This window comes from Bacillus sp. XF8, assembly GCF_017498755.1.
Lineage (GTDB): Bacteria > Bacillota > Bacilli > Bacillales > Bacillaceae_G > Bacillus_A > Bacillus_A bingmayongensis.
In genome coordinates, this window is record NZ_JAGDQK010000018.1 from 106986 (window position 1) to 126058 (window position 19073).

15 protein-coding genes, 1 other RNA gene and 1 pseudogene are annotated in these 19073 nt (G+C 35.5%); 13 read left to right on the top strand and 4 right to left on the bottom strand.

Going from position 1 to position 19073, the window contains the following annotated elements; genetic code table 11:
* Positions 1 to 34: 34 nt before the first annotated feature.
* The gene (locus tag J4P91_RS11730; RefSeq protein WP_207994265.1) at positions 35 to 988 is read right to left on the bottom strand and encodes a nucleoside hydrolase; all 954 of its coding nucleotides are present in this window, start codon (positions 986 to 988) and stop codon (positions 35 to 37) included.
* Between the two features lie 357 nt (positions 989 to 1345).
* Between J4P91_RS11730 and J4P91_RS11735 the strand changes: the two genes are divergently transcribed.
* From J4P91_RS11735 to J4P91_RS11790, 12 genes are all read left to right on the top strand, one after another.
* Complete coding sequence (locus J4P91_RS11735) at positions 1346 to 1714, top strand: CidA/LrgA family holin-like protein (protein WP_000673210.1); 369 nt, start codon at positions 1346 to 1348, stop codon at positions 1712 to 1714.
* Positions 1711 to 2403 carry an LrgB family protein gene (locus J4P91_RS11740; protein WP_017153349.1) on the top strand — a complete coding sequence of 231 codons (693 nt, stop codon included), beginning with the start codon at positions 1711 to 1713 and terminating at the stop codon, positions 2401 to 2403. Before J4P91_RS11735 ends, J4P91_RS11740 begins: the two co-directional genes overlap by 4 nt.
* A gap of 95 nt (positions 2404 to 2498) precedes the next feature.
* On the top strand, positions 2499 to 2732 hold the full coding sequence (gene secG, locus J4P91_RS11745) for a preprotein translocase subunit SecG (RefSeq protein WP_017153348.1): 234 nt from the start codon (positions 2499 to 2501) through the stop codon (positions 2730 to 2732).
* 198 nt (positions 2733 to 2930) lie between these two features.
* The gene (locus J4P91_RS11750) at positions 2931 to 3671 is read left to right on the top strand and encodes an alpha/beta hydrolase (protein ID WP_154652058.1); all 741 of its coding nucleotides are present in this window, start codon (positions 2931 to 2933) and stop codon (positions 3669 to 3671) included.
* A 321-nt stretch (positions 3672 to 3992) separates the two neighbouring features.
* Positions 3993 to 6434, top strand: a complete 2442-nt coding sequence (rnr, locus tag J4P91_RS11755) for a ribonuclease R (RefSeq protein WP_374192036.1) — start codon at positions 3993 to 3995, stop codon at positions 6432 to 6434.
* 338 nt (positions 6435 to 6772) lie between these two features.
* A complete protein-coding gene (gene smpB, locus J4P91_RS11760; protein ID WP_017153345.1) occupies positions 6773 to 7240 on the top strand; it encodes an SsrA-binding protein in 468 nt (155 codons plus the stop codon).
* A 127-nt stretch (positions 7241 to 7367) separates the two neighbouring features.
* Positions 7368 to 7726: a transfer-messenger RNA gene (ssrA, locus tag J4P91_RS11765) on the top strand.
* 365 nt (positions 7727 to 8091) lie between these two features.
* The gene (locus J4P91_RS11770) at positions 8092 to 9075 is read left to right on the top strand and encodes an alpha/beta fold hydrolase (RefSeq protein ID WP_017150456.1); all 984 of its coding nucleotides are present in this window, start codon (positions 8092 to 8094) and stop codon (positions 9073 to 9075) included.
* An 11-nt stretch (positions 9076 to 9086) separates the two neighbouring features.
* The gene (locus J4P91_RS11775; RefSeq protein WP_017150457.1) at positions 9087 to 9758 is read left to right on the top strand and encodes a response regulator transcription factor; all 672 of its coding nucleotides are present in this window, start codon (positions 9087 to 9089) and stop codon (positions 9756 to 9758) included.
* A complete protein-coding gene (locus J4P91_RS11780; protein WP_017150458.1) occupies positions 9755 to 10759 on the top strand; it encodes a sensor histidine kinase in 1005 nt (334 codons plus the stop codon). The genes J4P91_RS11775 and J4P91_RS11780 overlap by 4 nt, the downstream gene beginning before the upstream one ends.
* Positions 10760 to 11351: 592 nt before the next feature.
* Positions 11352 to 12098 carry an ABC transporter ATP-binding protein gene (locus J4P91_RS11785; RefSeq protein WP_207994267.1) on the top strand — a complete coding sequence of 249 codons (747 nt, stop codon included), beginning with the start codon at positions 11352 to 11354 and terminating at the stop codon, positions 12096 to 12098.
* Positions 12095 to 14056, top strand: coding sequence for an ABC transporter permease (locus tag J4P91_RS11790; protein WP_207994268.1), 1962 nt, complete (start codon positions 12095 to 12097; stop codon positions 14054 to 14056). The genes J4P91_RS11785 and J4P91_RS11790 overlap by 4 nt, the downstream gene beginning before the upstream one ends.
* A 6-nt stretch (positions 14057 to 14062) precedes the next feature.
* Here the strand turns inward: J4P91_RS11790 and J4P91_RS11795 are convergent, their stop codons facing one another.
* The 3 genes and pseudogenes from J4P91_RS11795 to J4P91_RS11805 all read right to left on the bottom strand — a co-directional run bounded on the left by J4P91_RS11795 (position 14063) and on the right by J4P91_RS11805 (position 17964).
* A complete protein-coding gene (locus J4P91_RS11795) occupies positions 14063 to 15061 on the bottom strand; it encodes a sensor histidine kinase (RefSeq protein ID WP_207994269.1) in 999 nt (332 codons plus the stop codon).
* On the bottom strand, positions 15058 to 15732 hold the full coding sequence (locus tag J4P91_RS11800; RefSeq protein WP_207994270.1) for a response regulator transcription factor: 675 nt from the start codon (positions 15730 to 15732) through the stop codon (positions 15058 to 15060). The genes J4P91_RS11795 and J4P91_RS11800 overlap by 4 nt, the downstream gene beginning before the upstream one ends.
* A 738-nt stretch (positions 15733 to 16470) precedes the next feature.
* Positions 16471 to 17964: pseudogene (locus tag J4P91_RS11805) on the bottom strand (peptide MFS transporter).
* A 632-nt stretch (positions 17965 to 18596) separates the two neighbouring features.
* Here J4P91_RS11805 and psiE point away from each other — a divergent pair.
* Complete coding sequence (gene psiE, locus J4P91_RS11810; RefSeq protein ID WP_026594104.1) at positions 18597 to 19001, top strand: phosphate-starvation-inducible protein PsiE; 405 nt, start codon at positions 18597 to 18599, stop codon at positions 18999 to 19001.
* Positions 19002 to 19073: the final 72 nt, after the last annotated feature.

The window sequence follows — 19073 nt, forward strand, 5'->3', positions numbered from 1 at the left end:
GCAGACCGTGAGAAATCACGGTCTGTTTTTTTGATTAAAATTCCTCATCTGTCATAATCGTCATAAAGTGTTTAAAGAATTGGTTATAATTAAAGTCAATTGCAATTCGCTGCGAAGGCCAGTCGATGAAAGGTTTGGAACCAGCCAATGAGCGGAAATCCGCAATGCTTTGTCCGCGAGCGACCCATTCACTCATGACACAAATGGGGGATTTATCATAGTAGGTAAACATGGAATCGTCAAGAAGTGCCATAATAGGCATAGTGTCATGAAAAGGACAACCTTTTAATTGTGGCAATGTTTTTTGATAGTACCCATAATAGTAGTGATTGAATAGAGGTTTGAAGAGAGGTGCTTTTCCTTTTGCATCAATGTATTCGGCCATTTCAGGAGTAACGATAGAGTATTGTGTAACGTTCAGTGGATATATAGACATGTTAGGAATAGATCGCAATACAATATTGGCAGCGACAGGATCACCATAAAAGTTTGCTTCAGATACAGGGGTTACATTACCCGGGTGCAAAAAAGCACCGCCCATTACATAGTAAGATTTGATTTGTTTCATTAAATTTTTATATGAAATACATAAGATTGCAAGTGATGTTAGGCGACCTAAACTTACAATAATTAATTCCTCTTTATGCTTCTTAATAACATCTATAACTTCAAAAAAATTCTCTAATTGTCCATCTGGAAGAGATTCATTCGGTACAAGAGGACCTAATCCATGTGTACCATGAACATCAGTAAAGAAATCAGCACTACCGTTAGTAAGAGGTCTTTCAGCACCACTAAATATTTTAATATTTGTATCTCCTACCTTGTTTTGGAGGAACAAGGTATTTTCCACCGCCATTTTTTTAGGAACATTTCCATAATCCGCAACAATGCCAACGATTTCGATTTCCTTTGCAAAGTATGCGAGTATGAGAGCGATTGTATCATCAATGCCAGGATCAGCAAAAATCAAAACCTTTTTGGTCATATGTTCACCACCCGTAGCTTTAATAAAATGAAAATGATATTCGTGCTGCGTAGTTGAAAATATATGTCATTCTAGTAAGGATAGAATCGTTTTAATCAAGGACAATAAGCTTTACATCTTTTTGATAGAAGGTTTATTTTATCAAAATAACAACATTAAAATTCAGAAAATAAAAACTTTTAGGATTAGGTCAATGTTTTTGACGTAAATTCCGCTCGAAAATGCAGTCATATCAAGGGTGTAAGCGTATAACATATGTCATTTTTGTTGTCAAGTTGATAAATTGCAGGTTTTTACAATTTATACTATGATAAGAATAGAAAACAGAAGATCGTATAAACATGAGGGATGATGAACATGAAGTTTACAAAGATTATTGTCCAAGTTGCAGCTCTTTACGTGTTTTACATGATTGGAACATGGGTGCAAGAAATGTTAGACATTCCAATTCCAGGAAGTTTGATTGGGATGTTTCTATTACTTGTTTTACTAGGCCTTAAGGTTCTTCCTGTGAAATGGTTTGATTTAGGAGCAGAAACACTCGTTGCTATTATGCCGTTTTTATTAATTCCGCCAACGATTGGCTTAATGAATTACGGTGCTTTTTTTATGAGTAAAGGAATTTCTCTTTTCATTACGATTGTAGCGAGTACATTTTTAATTATTATCGTCGCAGGGCATACAGGACAATATCTTGCGAATAGAAAGGAAAAAGAAACGCGATGAGCCAAATATTAATCGGAATTGGTTGGGTTATTCTTACAGTGTTATTATATCAATTATCTAAAAAGATTTATAAAGTATTGCCAACGCCATTTACCATTCCAATGCTTGTAGCAACAGCATTAATGATTGTCTTATTACTTGTGCTGGATATACCATATCAACAATACATGGAAAGTGGTGGTGGCTGGATTTCAAAACTGCTTGGGCCAGGTGTTGTAGCATTTGCAATTCCGCTTTATAAACAGCGTCACGTACTGCAAAAATATGTTGTACCGATTGCTGGTGGTGTATTAGTTGGAACAACAGTTGCGATTGCAAGTGACCTAGTGATTGCAACACTTATGGGAACAGATAAAAGCTTAATTTTATCTTCTTTACCAAAATCAGTAACAATGCCAGTTGCAATGAGTGTATCAGAGCAAGTTGGCGGTGTTCCATCATTAACAGCGGCATTCGTTGTTGTAGCTGGGATTACAGGGACTATTACAGGACCAATTTTATTAAAATGGAGCCGCGTTACAAACTCTGTTGGTAAAGGAATCGGTTTTGGATGTGCATCTCATATTATGGGTGTAATGAGAGCGATGAAAAACAATGAACATGAAGGTGTTATTGGGTCGGTAACAATGACATTAACAGCGATATTAACTTGTCTGCTGGGACCGTTATTTGCAATGATGTTTATGTAATAGATGAAAGCGAGAGCGATAGGAACAGCTCTCGCTTTTCTATAGAATTTATGCTAACATTTAAACTAACCGAATCTATGTAGGAGGTACGCCAGGTGCATACGTTATTATCAGTTTTACTTATTATTGTATCGATTTTAATGATTGTTTTAGTACTTATGCAGTCTAGCAATAGCTCAGGCCTGTCAGGTGCCATTTCAGGCGGTGCAGAACAATTATTTGGTAAGCAAAAAGCACGCGGAATTGAAGCGGTATTAAGCCGTATTACTGTGGTTCTAGCTGTACTATTTTTCGCACTAACAATTGGTGTTACGTACTTGAACTTATAGTAAAGGCTTTGCTTTTAAAAGATATGGAAAAAGAAGAAGCGTTAGCGGATTCGTGCTAATGGTTCTTCTTTTTTTGTGCTCATTTGTATTTCATTATTCGAAAAAAGTTTCTAATTAGATTATGGAAATGGAACTATGGTAAACTAAGGATAGAAACAATACGACTAGATTACAGAAGAGAAAGAGGAGAAGAAGATGATGAAATTAGCATCTCCGAAACCATTTACATTTGAAGGTGGAGACCGCGCTGTTTTATTATTACACGGATTCACAGGGAACTCAGCTGATGTACGTATGCTTGGGCGTTTTTTAGAGAAAAAAGGCTATACTTGCCACGCCCCAATTTATAAAGGTCATGGTGTACCACCAGAGCAACTTGTTCATACAGGTCCTGAAGATTGGTGGAAAGATGTTATGGCTGCTTATCAACACTTGAAAGATCAAGGATATGAGAAAATTGCGGCTGTTGGATTATCACTTGGCGGTGTATTCTCATTAAAACTTGCCTACACACTGCCAATTTTAGGTGTTGTCCCAATGTGTGCCCCAATGTACATTAAAAGTGAAGAAATAATGTACCAAGGCATATTAGCATATGCACGTGAATATAAAAAACGTGAGCAGAAATCACCAGAGCAAATTGCAGAAGAAATGATGGAATTTAAAAAGACACCAATGAATACGTTAAAAGCATTACAAGACTTAATTCGTGATGTACGAAACAATATCGACATGATTTATGCACCAACATTTGTTGTACAAGCACGTCATGATGAAATGATTAATACAGACAGTGCAAACATTATCTATAACGGTGTAGAATCCACTTTAAAGGATATTAAGTGGTATGAAGATTCTACGCATGTCATTACGCTTGATAAACAACGTGATGAGCTACACGAAGATGTATATAACTTCTTGGAGCAACTAGATTGGTAAGATCTAGTTGCCTCTTTTTTTCATGGGGGCATTAAAATCATTCTTTTTAGGTGGGAAGAGAGGATCCGCCCATGGATAGAAGCGGTCAGTGCCTTTTTTAGCCCCATGCCATGTTAGAACAGAAGGAGAAAACGAGTGGAGATCTTCTTTTATTTTCAAAGCCGTGACTTAGATGATGGGGAATCAAAATGAATTTATATAGAAATAAACTTTTAAGATGAGAATTTTACTGCACATAAGTAGCAGAATAAATGGTGAAAAACGAGTGTTTATAGAAGTTTCACTTTATACATCGCTCATCTTTCGGATACACTAGATAATATGAGGGTTCAAAGGAGGTATTTTTGCTTGGAAGAAATCATTCAAGAACATATTGATAAGTTATTATTGTTTATGAAAGAAGAAGCGTATAAGCCGCTAACGATACAAGAATTAGAAGAGGCCTTTGGTATTGTGGATTCCGCTGGCTTTAAAGATTTTGTAAAGGCACTAGTTATGATGGAAGAGAAAGGACTTGTTGTTCGAACACGTAGCAATCGCTATGGCCTTCCAGAAAAGATGAATTTAGTGCGCGGTAAATTAATTGGGCATGCACGTGGTTTTGCTTTTGTGGTCCCAGAAGAGAAGAAAACAGGGGACGACGATATTTTTATTCCACCTACAGAATTAAATGGTGCACTTCATGGCGATACAGTATTAGCGCGTATTAGCTCGCAATCTAGTGGGTCACGCCAAGAAGGTACAATCATTCGTATTGTAGAACGTGGTACGAAGGAATTAGTTGGTACATATACAGAGTCAAAGAATTTCGGGTTTGTACTTCCAGATAATAAGCGCTGGACAAGTGACATTTTTATCCCGAAAAGTGCATCTATGGGTGCGGTAGAAGGGCATAAAGTTGTTGTGAAAATTACAAGCTATCCGCAGGATCGTTTAAGTGCGGAAGGTGAAGTTATTCAAATTCTTGGTCATAAAAATGACCCAGGTGTAGATATCCTATCTGTTATTCACAAACACCATTTACCATTAGCATTCCCAGAAGATGTGATGGAACATGCTAACAGTGTACCAGAAACGATTTCAGAAGAAGATTTAAAAGACCGTCGTGATTTGCGCGATCAAATGATCGTTACAATTGACGGTGCAGATGCGAAAGATTTAGATGATGCGGTTACAGTAACAAAACTTGAGAACGGTAACTATAAACTTGGCGTTCATATCGCGGATGTCAGTCATTATGTCCATGAAGGATCTCCAATTGATGTTGAAGCTGCGGAGAGAGCAACGAGTGTGTATCTTGTTGACCGTGTAATTCCGATGATTCCACATCGTCTATCTAACGGAATTTGTTCATTAAATCCGAAAGTGGATCGTTTAACGCTATCTTGTGAAATGGAAATTAACCCTCTTGGTGATGTTGTTAGCCATGAAATTTTCCAAAGTGTTATTAAAACAACAGAGCGTATGACGTACGCTGATGTAAGAAGCATTTTAGAAGATGAAGACGAGGAGTTAATTGAACGTTACGAGCCACTTGTACCAATGTTCAAGGAGATGGCTCAACTAGCGCAAATCTTACGTGAAAAACGTATGAGACGCGGTGCAATTGACTTTGATTTTAAAGAAGCGAAAGTGTTAGTAGATGAAGAAGGCAAACCAACAGATGTTGTCATGCGTGATCGTTCTGTCTCAGAAAAGCTAATTGAAGAGTTCATGCTTGTTGCCAACGAAACAGTAGCGGAGCATTTCCACTGGATGAACGTACCGTTTATGTACCGTGTCCATGAAGATCCGAAAGAAGACAAATTAGAGCGTTTCTTCGAATTTGTTACAAACTTCGGTTATGCGGTAAAAGGACGTGCAAATGAAGTGCATCCTCGTGCACTGCAACAAATTCTTGAAATGGTTCAAGGACAACCTGAAGAAATCGTGATTTCAACTGTTATGCTTCGTTCGATGAAACAGGCTCGTTACGATGCAGATAGCTTAGGTCACTTCGGTCTATCAACAGAATTCTATACGCATTTCACATCACCAATTCGTCGTTATCCAGATACGATTGTTCACCGATTAATTCGTGAATATATCATTAACGGTAAAATCGATAACGAAACACAAGCAAAATGGCGTGAGAAGTTACCGGAGATCGCAGAGCATTCTTCTAACATGGAACGCCGCGCTGTTGAAGCAGAACGCGAAACAGATGAACTGAAAAAAGCAGAATATATGCTTGATAAGATTGGTGAAGAGTACGATGGTATGATTAGCTCTGTCACAAACTTTGGTTTATTCGTAGAGCTTCCAAATACAATTGAAGGCCTTGTTCACGTTAGTTATTTAACGGATGATTACTACCGTTATGACGAACAGCACTTTGCGATGATTGGAGAACGTACAGGCAACGTCTTCCGCATCGGTGATGAAATTACAATTCGCGTTATTAATGTAAACAAAGATGAGCGCGCGATTGATTTTGAAATCGTCGGTATGAAAGGTACTCCAAGACGTAAATTCAAAGATCGTCCAGTTGTTATTGAACAGCCAAAAGGCGGTAGAAAGAGACGCAGTGGTCGCGGCGAACGTAATAATGAGCGTGGTAGCGCACGTGGCAATGAACGCGGTAGTGGACGCAAACATGAACGTGGTGGGCAAGGAAAAGGATCATCTGGTCGTCCGGGACAAAAAGATGGCAATGGTAAAAAGAAAAAGCCATTCTTTGAAAATGTTCCAGGATTTAAGAAGAAAAAGAAGAAGCGTAAGTAAGAGAGGGGTGGCTTTGCTTATATACTGAGCGAGCCACTTCCGCTTTTTTTATAGGATCCAGCTTCAGTGGCTAGAATCTTCGGTCGTTTCGCTCCCTCGGACGAAGCAAAAAGCGCTTCTCTGTCGGGAGCTCCAACGCCCTAAGATTCTGAGCGAGCCACTTCCGCTTTTCTTAAGGATCCAGCTCCAGTGGCTAGAATGTTCGGCGGCTTCGCTTCTTCCCTAGAGGCAAAGAGCGCCTCTAAGTCAGAAGCTCCATCCTCCTCACATTCTGAGCGAGCCACTTCCGCTTTTCAGTAACATTTGTTACAATAGTAAAAATAGAGGAGGGACATACAATGCCAAAAGGTAGCGGTAAGGTTATTGCACAAAATAAAAAAGCATTTCATGATTATTTCATCGACGAAACATACGAAGCAGGGCTTGTCCTTCAAGGAACGGAAATTAAGTCTATTCGCGCTGGACGCGTTAACTTAAAAGATGCTTTCGCACGTGTACATAATGGTGAAGTTTGGGTACATAATATGCATATTAGTCCGTACGAGCAAGGAAATCGTTTCAATCATGATCCACTTCGTACAAGAAAATTACTTCTTCATAAGAAGGAAATCCAAAAGCTAATCGGTTATTCAAAAGAGACAGGGTATACACTTGTACCTGTGAAAATCTATTTGAAAAATGGATTTGCGAAAATGGCACTTGGTTTAGCAAGAGGTAAGAAACAATATGATAAGCGTCATGATTTAAAAGAGAAAGAAGCAAAACGTGAAATTGCACGCGCGTTCCGTGATCGTCAAAAGATGTAATACAGAAATTTACATTTGTAAAATGTCGAACGTATGATATAATAATTCATGTAAGGCCAGTGAACATTGAAAAACAGCTCATTAAGTAGCTATCACGAATATACTTCGTATGCTCCATTTCTTATATGGGGACGTTACGGATTCGACAGGGGTAGTTTGAGCTTAAGTTGCGAGTCGAGGGGATCGGCCTCGTTAAAACGTCAAAGCCAATAACTGGCAAACAACAAAACAACTTCGCTTTAGCTGCTTAATACAGCTTAGCGGTTCCTCCCTCCATCGTCCATGTGGTAGGGTAAGGGACTCAAATTAAGTGGACTACGCCGGAGTTCGCCGTCTGAGGACGAAGGAAGAGAACAATCAGACTAGCAACTTGGAAGCCTGTCGATAGGCTGAAGAGTTTGCGAAATGCCAATATATCGACTATGCTCGTAGAAGCTTAAGTGCCAATATCTTTGGACGTGGGTTCGACTCCCACCGTCTCCACCAATACATATTTGGTGGTTTTTTTATTTTTGTGTAAAAAGAAGCATAAGATGGCCGTTTTGGCCAACTTATGCTTCTTTTAGTTTGCGGTCAACTTATGCTTCTTTGAAATAAAGTCATGACGTTTGTAAAAAAGTTGTGATGTTTCACCTCATTTGGTTATGATTATCATAGAGGGGTGTCCAAAAAAGAACATCTGAAATTGAAAAGTGATTAAATCTCTAGTTAAAAAGAATATTATCTCGACCATTCGAGCTGAACAATTGAATTCTATTTAGAAACAAAGAGAAAAAATTATTTACTATAAAATTTATTAGAAATTTATTTTTATATCGTATCCTTTCAATATAACTTGAAAGGAGAACCCTATGAGAAAATTATTTAAAGTATTAAAGATTATATTTATTATGTTTATTGCGGCTATCTTACTTATATTAGTATCTGTTTTTATATACCATAACTATCAATTAAGTAAGGAATCAGATCTTATTAAAAGTAAGGGAACAATCGTTAAGATTAATAATAAAAAAATGAATGTTTATAGTGAGGGAAACGGTAAGGATACATATGTATTTATGGCTGGCTCTGGGATTGCTGCTCCTGTTTATGAAATGAAAGGAGTATATAGTAAGTTTTCAAAAGAAAATAAGATTGCTGTAGTAGAAAGAGCTGGTTATGGGAACAGTGATGTTTTTAACGATGGAAGGGATATTGATAAAATATTAGAACAAACGAGAGAAGCACTCATTAAAAGTGGCAATAAACCTCCTTATATTTTAGTTCCGCATTCAATATCGGGAATAGAGGCTATTTATTGGGCACAAAAATATCCGGAGGAAATCAGGGGAATTATTGCGTTAGATATTGGTTTACCTCAGCAGTATGTGAAATATAAAAGCGAAGTGGATAAGTCAACATTAAAAATAAGAGGAATGAATATTTTAACGAAAATGGGCATTCATCGACTTCTACCTTCTACTACTTATAATCCTGAAGTGATTCGACAATCTTTTTTAACTAAACATGAAAAAGAAATTTATAAAGCAATATCGTATAAACAGTTTTTTAATGTTGATATGAAACAAGAGCTCTTACATTCTTACGAAAACAGTAAAAAATCCGTTAACCTTCCGATACCAAAAGAAACACCTATATTATTTTTAGATGCAGTTGCTGATCAAAATAAAAACTCGAAATATACAAAACAACATTACAAAGATTATAAAGAATTTGCAGAACAACTTGAAATAGCAGATGTTATAAAATTGAGGGGGACACACAGCATTTATTTATACCAGGCTGATGAAATATATAAGCTTTCTAAGGAATTTATCAATAAAAAAGTGAAATGAAGGTTTGCATGATGAAGGGATATCATATTTTAATAGTTGAAGACGATGTGATGATTGGTGATCTGTTGCAAAAAATTTTGCAGCGCGAAGGATACAATGTAATTTGGAAAACAGACGGAAAAGAAGTGTTTGGAATCATCCATAAAATGGATTTAGTTATCATGGATGTGATGTTACCAGGTAAAGATGGCTATCAAATAACAAAGAAAATAAAAAATCTAGGATTAAATATTCCAATTATTTTTCTATCCGCCCGAAGTGATATGGACAGCAAACTCCAAGGTTTGACAATCGGGGAGGATTATATGATAAAGCCTTTTGATCCTAGAGAGTTGTTACTAAGGATGCAGAAAATGTTAGATAATCAATATGGTACTTTTACGCAAATCAAACACTTATATATTGATGCTGAGCATAAAAAAGTTTTTAATAATAACTTGCATAATGAAGTTGTCTTTACTGCGATTGAGCGTAAAATATTCTTCTATTTATATGAAAATAGGAATCGTATTTTAACGAAAGGACATTTCTTTGATTATTTATGGCAATTCGAAGATAGAGATCAAAATATCTTGAATGTGCACATAAAAAAAATAAGAACAAAAATTAATGATAAAACGGGTGAAATTATCCAAAATATATATGGAGAAGGGTATAGATTAAATACCTATATAAAGAAATGAAATTAAAGAAAAAATATCAGTTAGTGTTATTTTCTGCTGCTATAAGCGTACCATTTTTATTACTGTTGATTAGTATCTTTATGTCAATAATTTATAATAGTGCCTTTAAGGCGGAAAATAATGACATTCCTTTTCATGAGTCTTTTGCGTATCCTACGATGCTAGTTGTATTTTTTTTATCAATATTGTTATTAGCCTTTTTATTTTCAAAATCGATTAACTCACTATTAAATAAAATAGATATATTAAATAAAACCATTCGAAATTTAGCTAGTGATAAAAAGATTCCGAATAAATTAGACGTTAAAAGTGATGATGAAATAGGAGGACTAATCAGGTCAGTAAATTTATTAATTGAAAGAACTACATATCGAGAATTAGAACTTAAACAGCAAGAGGAAATGAAGAAGGAACTTTTAAATAAATTAAGACATGATATTAATACGCCTTTAACAGCTGTCAGGTTACAATTATTTTACTTAGAAGGTCAATATAATAATGACCAAGCACCAATATTAGAATCGTTATATCAACAAATACAGTATATTGCTGAATTAACCAGTGAGTTAAATTTACAATCCACTAATACATTAGAGAATTCTTATATTTTAAATCACGAGGTGAATATACATGATTTATTAGAAGCTATGGTTAAAAAGTGGGATTATTTGTATAGTATTCATGATATTGAATTAATATATAATCCACTAAATAAAGACTTGATATGGATTAGTAACGATTTATGGATTCAAAGGTTATTTGATAACATTTTTCAGAATACGTTAAAACATTCAAAGGCTAAAAAGCTTGAGATAACCATTGAAAATAGTGTTGTTTCCATTAGGGATAATGGAATTGGTTTTGATACTAATAGTAAAAGTGCGGGGCTTGGATTAAAAATAATTGAAGATATATCTAGAATGCTCAATGTAAAATATATTCTACAATCGAATAACAAAGGGACTTTATTTTATTTTACCAAAAACGAAAATGATATATAAAGCTCATTTTATACTGTTTTGTGAAATTCACGGTCAGCTTATGGGTTAATAATTAACTCACGGCCAATTTATACTTCCCATTCTGTTGAAGAATTAGATAATTATCTGCAAAAATAAGTGTTTTATGGCCAACTTATGCTTCTAACTGCGGCCAACTTATAGGTAAAGTGACATTGATGTGATTTGAACCATAAGTTTGCCACTTTGGCAAGGTTATGGTTCTTTTTGTTTGTGGCAAAGTTATGGTTCTTAAGGTTCATATGATGATTAAAACGTTGTTTTAATCATCATATTATTGACCTGTTCCTGATGCAATCCCAGCTTCTTTTGCAATTTGGTTAGTAGTGGTTTTTTTAAATAATTTTTCTGCTGCATTTATCAATTACCGATACAATCCCCACTATTCCTCTTTCAATCAAACGTTTTTAAATCCTTCGGTAAGCCTTCTCATTAATGAGTTTTAGCGCAAAACTAATATAAAAATGGTCGATTCTTCACTCAACGTGACAAAAATGTCACTTTAGATGTTGTTACATCTATGGTTGGTGGGCAAATTAGTCGGTATAGTATGGTGGTGAAGGAGGACAAAACAATGGCTAAAATTATACAAACAAAGAACTTATCGAAATCTTATGGAAAGACACAAGTCTTAAAAAATATTGATATGACAATTGAACAAGGGGAATCCACCGCGATTATGGGGCCTTCTGGCTCTGGGAAAACGACATTAATGAACACCCTCTCAACGATCGACACCTTTAATGGCGGGGATGTTTGGATTGAGGGAAAATCGCTGTTAGATATGAAAAAGAAAGCCTTACGAGAATTCCGTCAAAAACGAATGGGATTTATTTTTCAAGATTACAACTTACTGGATACTTTAACTGTGAAAGAAAATATCTTGCTGCCGCTCTCGTTACAAAAAACACCTGTCGCGGAAATGGAGCAGCGATTAGCAAAATTAATTGAAGCGTTAAATATTGAATCGATCTTACATCATTATCCGTTTGAAATTTCCGGTGGCCAAAAGCAACGCACGGCTGCAGCGCGGGCGATCATTACCAATCCAGCGATTGTGTTTGCCGATGAGCCGACGGGTGCACTTGATTCAAGGTCTGCTACTCAGCTGCTGGAACAAATTCAATTGCTCAATAAAACATTTAAGACAACGGTTCTGATGATTACCCACGATCCATATGCAGCGAGCTATTGTCAGCGTGTGATTTTTCTCCGTGACGGAAAAATCGTCAATGAATTGTTTAAAGGAGAACAATCAGAAAAAGAATTCTTTGACCGAATCCTGACGATTCAAAGTGCAATAGGGGGCGACCGACGATGAGTTTGCTCGATTTATCATGGCGCAATATGAAACGAAATTTTCGACTGTATTCGATCTATTTTATTTCCATGCTTGTCGGGGTTGTCATTTACTTTACCTTTGCCGGTTTAATGTTTAACGAGGACGTAGTTGCAGCAATTCAAAATAAAGAAAACTACGAAACGAGTATTTCCATTGCCTCAATTATCGTCTTTTTGTTTATTGTATTCTTTATTTTGTACGCTAACTCATTTTTTATGAAGCAGCGAAAAAAAGAATTTGGCATGTATTTACTTTACGGGATGAAAGAAAGACAAGTTGCCACAATGGTCTTTTTTGAAACGTTATTTCTAAGCGCCATCTCTGTATTCAGCGGTATATTAATCGGTGGATTACTATCTAAATTTTTCGGTATGGTATTAATGAATTTAATGCACTACAATGACGACATTTCTTTTGCTTTTCCACTTGAAGCAATTGTCTCAACTGTTCTGTTATTCGCTTTATTAATCGGCATTATTACGATTCAAAGTTATTTTAACGTCCGTCGTGTGCAGTTAGTTGAATTGTTTCATGCAAAAGAAAAAATGGACAAACCGCTTAAATTTTCCATGCCTTTGGCGATATTGTCCATCATATTGATTGTAACGTCCTACTACACGATTACCATGGCAGGAGATACAGACATATGGAAAGATTATTTTAAAGAAACATTAATTGCTACAACAGTGGCATTGATTGTCGGAACGTATTTATTTTTCCGCCAGTTTTCCGGTTGGATTTTACAAAAAATGAGTCAAAGTAAAAATTACTTTAATGATGACAAAATGTTATGGATTTCCTCCCTTCGTTTTTCTATTCGAGGAAATACAGTAAACTTTACGTTTAATTCACTGCTTAGTGCTATTATCATCTTTACAGTTGGATTTATTGCTGTAGATTACGCCGTGAAAGGTGACGTTGTAAAAAAAGAATATCCAAACCATATTGCCTTTTCGACGCAAGATGATGAAACACAAAAACAAATTGAACAAATTATAAATGACTCACATCCAATTATTGGTCATGAAACAATTACGGGAATTCAAACAGAAAAAATCCAAAATAGAAAAACGTTTTTTAGCTATCCCGAATATTACACAGAGGAGTTTTACCTTTTCCCTGAGTCACAATTAAATGCGATTGTTGATTTACGTGGAGTTGGTGAAAAAGTAGATTTAGAAGGGGAAGAAGCAATTGTTTTAACAAGAGGAGTGGATGAACCGACAAAATATAAAAGTCCTCAGTCTGAAATTACCGTTTTAGAAGACAATACATTTCGTGTAGTCGAAAAAATACGCTACCCGTTGTTAAGTGTCCCAACGAGTCCTGGTGGAGATGATTCCGGTCTTCAACCTTCTGTACTCGTTATTTCAGACGAAGCTTTTGAGCACTTAAAAGAAAATTATACCCTTTCTTCCTATGAAATATATCAAATCGAAGATCCGAAAATATCTAATGACGTATCACGAAAAATATACGATATCGTTATGAAAACAGAAGGAGCCTATTATTCAGCCTATGTAGATCAGTATTCCACTAATACTGAGTCGTCATCTTTAATATTGTTCTCCGTTGCGTTTTTTGCAGTCATTGCATTGTTTGCTTTAGGAAGTGTTATTTACTTTAAACAGCTACGTGAAGCTACAGAAGAGCGAGAACACTACGCAATTTTACGAAAAATTGGTGTTGGCGACAAAGAAATAAAAAAGATTATTCGGAAACAATTGCTGTTCGTATTTTTACCGCCACTAATACTTGGATTGGTACACAGTTGGTATCTTTTATACTACACAGTCATCCTAATAGTAAAAGATTTACCTTCCTTAACGACGGTTATTTTTTCTGTCATGGGATTGTATGTGTTAACGTATCTAATCTTTTACGTATCATCAACATCTATTTACTACAAAATTATCAGCGAAAAAAATACACGGTGAGTTATTTTACTCATCGTGTATTTTTTGTAGTATTAAATACGGATCGCTATCTAGCGGGAAGTGAATAATAAATTGGGTGAACTCCCCCACTTCCGACGTACAACTAATGTAATGTCCTAATTTGTTACTTAACTGTTGGGCTAAATATAACCCCATTCCCGTTGACTTCGTATACGTCCGTCCAGTTTCTCCAGTAAAACCTCGATTGTAAATTCGCGGCAAATCTTTTTGACTAATGCCAATTCCATTGTCTCGAATAATAAGTTGTTTTTCTTGCGGGGTTTCGAATACTGAAATGGTAATCTCCCCGCCACGTTCTGTATATTTTAAACTATTCGTCAATAACTGATTAACGATAAACTGCAACCATTTAGGATCACTTTGAACCTCCAGTGAATCTGCCTGCATGTCAATGCGGATTTTTTTTGAAAAAAAGGTTTTCGAATGAGCCTTAACGATCTCTTTCGAAATCTGGATAATGTCACAATTTTGAATATCATAATCCTGGTTAAAGCTATCGAGCTTGGCGTAATAGAGAGCTTGATCGACGTAATTTTCAATCTTCGTGATCTCTTCCCTTAAACTACCCGCGTCCATATCGGTTTGCTGCAGTAAGCGAAGAACCGCAATCGGTGTTTTTATTTCGTGAAACCAGGAGACGATAAAATCATAATGCTCATTCTGTCTGTCTTGAATCTGATTCATTTCACGGATATGCTGTTTTTTCAGCTCATCGACGTGCTGCTGGGCAAATTCTCCTTCCAGTGACAAACTGTCATAATCCTCACCTTTTTTCATTTGTCGGATGACACGTACATTTTGCTGGTAGCGAAATAATAAAAATCCGAGTAACACAATCGAAGATAGGGCGAAGGCGTAGAAGAATGTCCCCCATGCCCAGCCGCCATTGCTATCGGTAAAAAATACCGCGGCTGAGATCAGGAAACTAGCTAAATACAGGTAAATATAAGGCTTTTCATGGGTTAGATAGCGCAGGAAGGTCATTCGATCAAATACCCCATTCCTTTTCGGGTGACAATGAACTCCTCCAGTCCAAGCGCAGCGATTCTCCTACGCATCCGGTTCACGTTCACGGTCAGTGTGTTATCATCGACGAACTGTTCTTCATTCCATAGTGCCTGCATTAAGTCCTCGCGCGAAACAATTTTCCCGATATTCCGCATCATCAATTGTAAAAGGATGAATTCATTCCGGCTTAACTCAGTGCTTTGTCCTTTATATTCAATTGTTGAATTGGTTACATTTAATTTCAAGCTCCGATGGATGAATCTGATGTTTTCATCTTCCTGATAGGTATATTTCCGGCGGATGAGCGCACTGATTTTCGCGACAAGGATATCCAAATCAAATGGCTTCTGGATAAAATCATCTCCACCCATATTAATCGCCATAATGATATCCATATTCTGATTTCTGGATGAAAGGAATATAATCGGTACCTTGGAAAGCGAGCGTATTTGCTGGCACCAGTAGTATCCATCAAAAACAGGAAGATTGATATCTAATAGAACGAGGTGTGGGTCTGTCTGCTCAAATTCCGTTAGCACCTGGTCAAATTGGGTCGCTTCCACCACATCATATTGCCACTTTTTTAACGTATCAGCGACAATCCGTCTAATTTTTTCATCGTCTTCAATCATCATTATTCTATACATAAAATCCCTCATCATAGTAAAAATGGTCACTATATTTATTTTAGCACAATCTTTGGGAGGTTTTTAAGCTAGGACTGCCTGCCATGAGGTTTTATATTGGGAACCTCCCCAAGATTAACCAAGGAGTAGCAAGCACAATTAAAACAGAATTACGCTCTTTCTTTGTGTATAAAAGCGCAACCAACATGCAGTAAAAAAATTTACCGCAATAGGTCGCTTTAATAGAGTAACGAAAAGAACCCAATTTCTCTATTTTAAAACAGAGAAATTGGGCTTTCAGTATTGAAATTTCCTTAATGTTGTAAATCCGCATTTTCCTGAAACTCCCCCTTAAAGCATTATTAGTATAAATTTGATCGGTATTAGTCGACACTTTATGATATAAAAATTAAGTTTAGGTCAAAATATGGTTTATTTCTTTTGGAATAATACCTAATTCTCAACTGATATTAGGACATTTTATGATTTAATACATGGTTAAAATATGATTTAACTTACATTGTGATTTGAACCATAAGTTTACCTAACTGGTAAGTTTATGGTTCTTTTTGTTTGTGGAAAAGTAATCGTTCTTAAAAATGAAGAGGATAGAGGATACGATTGCTGAGTGCTGTAATGTCTTTGTGTGAAAAAAATCAAAAAGTGACAATGAGACAAAAAAATAAAACTCCATCTATAAAAATAAAGAAGTTGGTATAGTACCAGCTTCTTTATTTTTATCAAATAGATATTTAATATTTACTGAAGTCCTTTCATGAAGCTTTGAATTTTTGTTGATAGCATAAATAAGGTGATGCTTACTACAATGGATACAGCTCCAATCACTCCAAAGTAAATGATTTCTGTTGCAGGATTATACAGTTTTACAACTTGTGCATTTATGGCTTGTGCGGATGCAGTAGATAGAAACCATAAACTTATTGTTTGTGCCGAAAAAGCAGCTGGTGCTAATTTGGTTGTTATTGATAATCCAGCAGGCGATAAACAAACTTCCCCAATTACGATTAATAAAAAGCTAAGAACTAACCATATAGGGCTTGCTAGAGATTCTGTACCGTTAATAAAAGCAGGTATAATCATAATTAAAAATGATAATCCAGCAAAAAGTAACCCAATCGCGAATTTTTTAGTAGTGGAGAGTTGTTTTGTATTAAGTTTTATCCAAATCCAAGCGAATATTGGAGCTAGTATTACGATAAATATAGGACTTAATGATTGAAACCATGCAGGTTGTATTTCAAATCCAGCAAATTGTCACTGAGTTCGCTGATCTGCATATGTTGCTAAAATAATTGCACCTTGTTCTTGTATAGCCCAAAATATTGCAGCTGAAATAAATAAAGGTATATAAGCAAGAAGGCGAGAACGTTCAACTTTAGTAGTTTTTGGACTGCGATACATATAAATAAAGTAACAAGTAGGAATAATAATTCCTAGGATACTAATTAAAAAAGTAAAACGATTAATAGTTAATATTCCCGTTGGTATTGTGATAGCACATAAAAGTATGATTACACTAATACTAATGCTAAAGTGTTTAACGGTTTTTTTTCTTTCAATATCCGTTAAAGGGTTTGGTACTTGAGTACCAGTTTCTCCAAGAGTCTTTTTTTTCGTAAAAACAAATAGTACTAAACCGATTACCATACCAATTGCTGCGACTCCGAAACCGAGATGGAAGTTATATTGCTGACCTAATGTACCAACAACTAAAGGAGCTATAAGAGCACCTAAATTAATGCCCATATAGAAAATACTAAAACCAGAGTCTCGACGTGTGTCTGATTCACTATATAAATTTCCAACAATGCTAGAGATATTCGGTTTTAATAACCCTGTTCCGAGTATTAAAAATACCATAGAAATAAATAAAGTAATGATACTACCCGGCAATGCCAGAATAAGGTGGCCGATCATAATTAAAACCCCACCCCAAAAGACTGTTTTACTGGCACCAAGTAAACGATCAGAAATCCAACCACCAATAACGCTGGACATGTATAATAATGAACCATAAATTGCCATGATTGAAGTGGCGGTAGCTTGATCAATTCCCAGTCCGCCTTTTGAAATAGAATAATACATATAGTAAAGTAAGATGGCTCTCATTCCATAATAAGAAAACCTCTCCCAAAACTCGGTGAAAAATAAAGTGAATAACCCTTTAGGATGACCAAAAAAACCTGTTTGAGGGATACTCTCGATCATTGTTTGTTTTTCTTTCATATCCATACTGCTTTCTCCTTCGTATATTTATATATTATTTTAGTATAACGTAAATAGTTTTGATTTAAAGTGAAATATTTTAAATGTACCTTTTTTCTAAATTCATCTCCCGCTTGAATTTGGTGGTTTACCCTTTCATATTTGGGGGGAGTATTCGTGTTAGGAAAAGATAGAAATCCTGCTTATGGTGAGACTGGATAGATACTTCTATCAAATGATTAATCAAGATATTTTTCATTTTTCAATTGAAAGGGAATAAATAGAAACGTTTTTGGAACAAGAAATTTATGGGGATTGAACATATTTGTATCATTCACTTGGTATTCTCACTTCCTAAAGAGACAAGTTGAACAATGGCAGTGGAATTCTCTCTAACAGGGGCAGAGTTTATTTGTGGTACCACAGTATGCCATTCCTTTTCATAGGCCGGTCCTATAGTTACTATGGGAATGACTCTGTTACAAATAAAGAATTGAAAGAATTTCTAAATAGCAAATAAGATTAATTTATAAGATGAACAACCTTATACAGGGGAAGACAAGGAGAGAAAATATGATTTAACACTTCTAAAATTTATATAAGAGAATAGTTTTGCTATAATATATGAGTATGATTCACCTATAGAGGAGTGCTAGAAAATGCGATCATTTAATGTCGATGAATTTATTGCCAGTGTTTTACAATGGATATTAAATATAGCTCTTATCATATTATCCATTGTTCTATCTATCTTTTTAATTAATGAAACGATTACATTTATACAATACATATTTTCCACAAAAAAATACACGTCTTATAAATTAGTTGAAAGTATTATTGTTTACTTTTTATACTTTGAATTTATCGCATTAATTATTAAGTACTTCAAATCGAATTATCACTTTCCGTTACGTTATTTTATTTATATAGGAATTACAGCGCTAATTCGATTAATTATCGTTTCTCATGAGGAACCACTTGAAACATTATTATATGCAGGAGCTATTCTTATTTTAGTTATTGCTTTATATATATCTAATATGAGAGATTTGAAGAAACATTAAATAAAGAAGTAGTGCAGACCAAGAGATTGGTTTGCACTACTTTTTTTGGTATTATGAATCCAAATATTAAAA

Excerpts from the sequence above, each read along its gene's own strand:
- J4P91_RS11775 (WP_017150457.1), top strand. The coding sequence starts at position 9,087 with ATGAAGGGATATCATATTTTAATAGTTGAAGACGATGTGATGATTGGT.
- J4P91_RS11785 (WP_207994267.1), top strand. The coding sequence starts at position 11,352 with ATGGCTAAAATTATACAAACAAAGAACTTATCGAAATCTTATGGAAAG.
- J4P91_RS11740 (WP_017153349.1), top strand. The coding sequence starts at position 1,711 with ATGAGCCAAATATTAATCGGAATTGGTTGGGTTATTCTTACAGTGTTA.
- J4P91_RS11800 (WP_207994270.1), bottom strand. The coding sequence starts at position 15,732 with ATGTATAGAATAATGATGATTGAAGACGATGAAAAAATTAGACGGATT.
- J4P91_RS11730 (WP_207994265.1), bottom strand. The coding sequence starts at position 988 with ATGACCAAAAAGGTTTTGATTTTTGCTGATCCTGGCATTGATGATACA.
- J4P91_RS11780 (WP_017150458.1), top strand. The coding sequence starts at position 9,755 with ATGAAATTAAAGAAAAAATATCAGTTAGTGTTATTTTCTGCTGCTATA.
- psiE (WP_026594104.1), top strand. The coding sequence starts at position 18,597 with ATGCGATCATTTAATGTCGATGAATTTATTGCCAGTGTTTTACAATGG.
- J4P91_RS11735 (WP_000673210.1), top strand. The coding sequence starts at position 1,346 with ATGAAGTTTACAAAGATTATTGTCCAAGTTGCAGCTCTTTACGTGTTT.
- J4P91_RS11770 (WP_017150456.1), top strand. The coding sequence starts at position 8,092 with ATGAGAAAATTATTTAAAGTATTAAAGATTATATTTATTATGTTTATT.
- rnr (WP_374192036.1), top strand. The coding sequence starts at position 3,993 with ATGAGGGTTCAAAGGAGGTATTTTTGCTTGGAAGAAATCATTCAAGAA.
- smpB (WP_017153345.1), top strand. The coding sequence starts at position 6,773 with ATGCCAAAAGGTAGCGGTAAGGTTATTGCACAAAATAAAAAAGCATTT.
- J4P91_RS11750 (WP_154652058.1), top strand. The coding sequence starts at position 2,931 with ATGAAATTAGCATCTCCGAAACCATTTACATTTGAAGGTGGAGACCGC.
- J4P91_RS11795 (WP_207994269.1), bottom strand. The coding sequence starts at position 15,061 with ATGACCTTCCTGCGCTATCTAACCCATGAAAAGCCTTATATTTACCTG.
- J4P91_RS11790 (WP_207994268.1), top strand. The coding sequence starts at position 12,095 with ATGAGTTTGCTCGATTTATCATGGCGCAATATGAAACGAAATTTTCGA.